This is a genomic window from Herbaspirillum lusitanum P6-12 (assembly GCF_000256565.1).
GTDB classification, from domain to species: domain Bacteria; phylum Pseudomonadota; class Gammaproteobacteria; order Burkholderiales; family Burkholderiaceae_D; genus Herbaspirillum; species Herbaspirillum lusitanum.
This window is the reverse complement of the sequence record NZ_AJHH01000061.1, coordinates 1-2,818: the sequence shown is the minus strand read 5'-3', so window position 1 is coordinate 2,818 and position 2,818 is coordinate 1. Positions and strand designations below refer to the sequence as shown.

Genomic DNA, 2,818 nt, shown 5'->3' with positions numbered 1-2,818 from the left:
CGCGATGGCCGCCGCGCGCGTCTCCGCGGTGGGCGCGTAGATGATGTCGAAGGCGCTGCCGATGGCGGCCTTGCTTTCTTCGGAAAGATGAATAAGAGCCAGTAGTTGAGGTTTCATTGTCAGATTGAAATGAGGGGGAAAGAGATAAGCTGCAGTGGTGCAATTCTAGTGGGATTTGCAGAGGCGCGCCGGCGTCCTCGCAATGACCTGGCCACGGCAACGACGAGAGAATCAAGGGTAGCGCCGCCGCAGATGCGGCACGCCCGGGGGAAAGGAAACCGCCATGCGCATCACCAAACTGGAAACCAGGCCGGACGGCTTCTTTGCCGGCAACGATTTCCCGGCCCATGAAACCGCCGCCGACCGTTTGCCGTATCAAGTGTTCGCCTCATGCCGCCGCGAGCAGGCGCCGGTCATCGAAGAACTGATCCTGATGCAATTGCAGAACGGCTTCGACCAGGGGTACGAACTGGAAATCAAGCCGCGCCCGCATCAGGCCTTGATCGATTTCACCGTATCGCTGGCCTGCTCGACGCCGGAACGCGCCTCAGTAGTGCGGCTGGTGAGCTGTCTCGGACAGGAAAAGAACGTGCACGGTTTGCGCTGGCAAAGCCTGCCGCCGGTCCCTCTGCACCATGGGTGAAACGGACAAATGCGCGGAAGAAATTCATCTGCTCCGCGCGCACATGGTTTGACATTACTGCTATCGTATAAAAAATACGCGATGAGAATAACAATTACATTCGAGACGCCACAGCCCTCGTAATTATATTTCAGCGATAGCCGTTCCCGGAACGATAACGGAATCGAAACAAATGACTATCGAAGAAGTGCCCGACATCCCACCGGCCGCGCCGGAGCTCGGCGAAACGCCTGCCGTGGCGCGCTCGCGGCGCGTCAACGTGCGCATTTTCGCGTCGGTGTTCGTCGGCCTGGTCTGTCTTTCCATTCTGATCCTGCATATCTCCTTTGCCTGGAACGTCCGTGTCAAGGACCTCGACGATGCCCAGATCTCAACCGCCAACCTGTCGCGGGCGCTGGCCGAACATGCCCAGGCAACGCTGATCTCGGCCGATTCGGTATTGTTCGGCATGGTGCAGCGTCTGGAAGTCGAAGGCATGGACCGCGATTCGCTGGCGCGCCTGTACCCGCTGCTGGCGTCCTACGTCAAGGAGCTGCCGCAGATCCAGGGTCTTTTTGTCTACGACCAGTCCGGCAAGTGGATGGTCAATTCCATGGATGATTCACCGTGGATGCTCAATAACGCCGACCGCGAATACTTCATCTATCACATGACCCATGAAGACCGGAACCCGCATGTCGGCGAACCGGTGAAGAGCCGTTCCAGCGGCGACTGGATCATCCCGCTGTCGCGCCGCATCAATCACCCGGACGGCAGCTTCGCCGGCGTGGTGCTGGCTTCGGTGGAGGTCGAGTATTTCCTCAAGTTCTATCGCAGTTTCGATATCGGCAAGCACGGCGAGATCCTGCTGGCGACGCAGCCCGGCATCCTGCTGGCGAAATGGCCGGCCTCCGGTGAAATCATCGGCAAGAACATCAGCAACAGCAACATCGTCAGCGATCACGCCTCGCGCAACAGGAACGGCATCGCCATCATCACCGGGGCCGACGGCGTCAAGCGCCTGCACAGCTACAAGCGCCTGGAGAAGTACCCGCTGTTCGTCACCGCCGCCCTGTCCTACGACGAAGTGCTGGCAAGCTGGCGCACCGAGACGCTGATGCAATCGGTCGGCGTGCTGATCCTGGTCGCCATGCTGGCGTGGATGGGCAAGCGCCTCATCAACCAGATCAAGCTGCGTGCGCAGGCACAGCAAAAACTGTTGTCGGCGCGTGAAAAACTGGTGGAGATGAACAAGACGCTGCAAAAGATGGCGTTGGAAGACGGCCTCACCGGCGTCGCCAACCGGCGCCAGTTCGACGTGACGCTGGCCAATGAATTCAACCGCGCCAAGCGCGATTTCAAGATCACGCCGGAGCCGCCGCCGGAGCCGGTGGCGCGCCGATCCGGCAAGACGCTCAGCTATTTCATCCAGCGCCATCACGCGCGCGCCTTGCATTACGACTTCCGCCTCGAAGTGAATGGCGTGCTCAAGAGTTGGGCAGTGCCTAAAGGACCGAGCCTGGATCCGCACGACAAGCGGCTGGCGGTGCACGTGGAAGACCATCCCTACGACTACGGCAGCTTCGAGGGCCGCATCCCGGCGCATCAATACGGCGCCGGTGAAGTGGTGCTGTGGGATCGCGGCGAATGGCTGCCGATCGGCGATCCCGTGGCCGGCCTGAAGAAGGGCCACCTGGAATTCGAACTGCGCGGCGCCAAACTGAGCGGGCGCTGGAACCTGGTGCGCATGGGCAAGCCGGCCGACAAAGACAAGGATAAAGACGACAAGACCAAGGAAAACTGGTTGCTGATCAAGGAAAAGGACGACGCCGCACGCGAGGGAAAGCAAGCCGACATCACCGCCTTGCGGCCGGAGAGCGTGGCGGGCACAGCGACGAAGAAGACTGGAATCGCTCCTGGAAATGCTGCTGAAAAGCCCGTCGAGACCACGTCGAAAAAACGTAAACCTGCCGGTCGCGCCGCCACTTCCATGCCGATGCCGGACAAAGTCGACGCACAACTGGCGATGCTGGTGAAAGAGGCGCCCGACGGCGACGCATGGCTCAGTGAAATGAAGTTCGACGGCTATCGCGGTCTGTGCCGGATCGAAGGCGGCAAGGCGCGCATCTTCACACGCGAGCATCTCGACTGGAGCAAGCGCTGGCCGCAACTGACGCAGGCGCTGGCAGCGCTCGA

General features: G+C 60.6%; 2 protein-coding genes. Both read left to right on the top strand.

Annotated features, from left to right (window positions below; translation table 11 throughout):
- Positions 1-283: 283 nt before the first annotated feature.
- Positions 284-643, top strand: coding sequence for a hypothetical protein (locus HLUSI_RS0102365; protein WP_016832451.1), 360 nt, complete (start codon positions 284-286; stop codon positions 641-643).
- Between the two features lie 172 nt (positions 644-815).
- A partial coding sequence (locus tag HLUSI_RS31250) for a DNA polymerase ligase N-terminal domain-containing protein (RefSeq protein ID WP_083830803.1) occupies positions 816-2,818 on the top strand: 2,003 nt, incomplete at its 3' end.

Bases quoted from the DNA above. Each gene is read 5' to 3' on its own strand.
- HLUSI_RS0102365 (WP_016832451.1), top strand. From the start codon at position 284: ATGCGCATCACCAAACTGGAAACCAGGCCGGACGGCTTCTTTGCCGGC.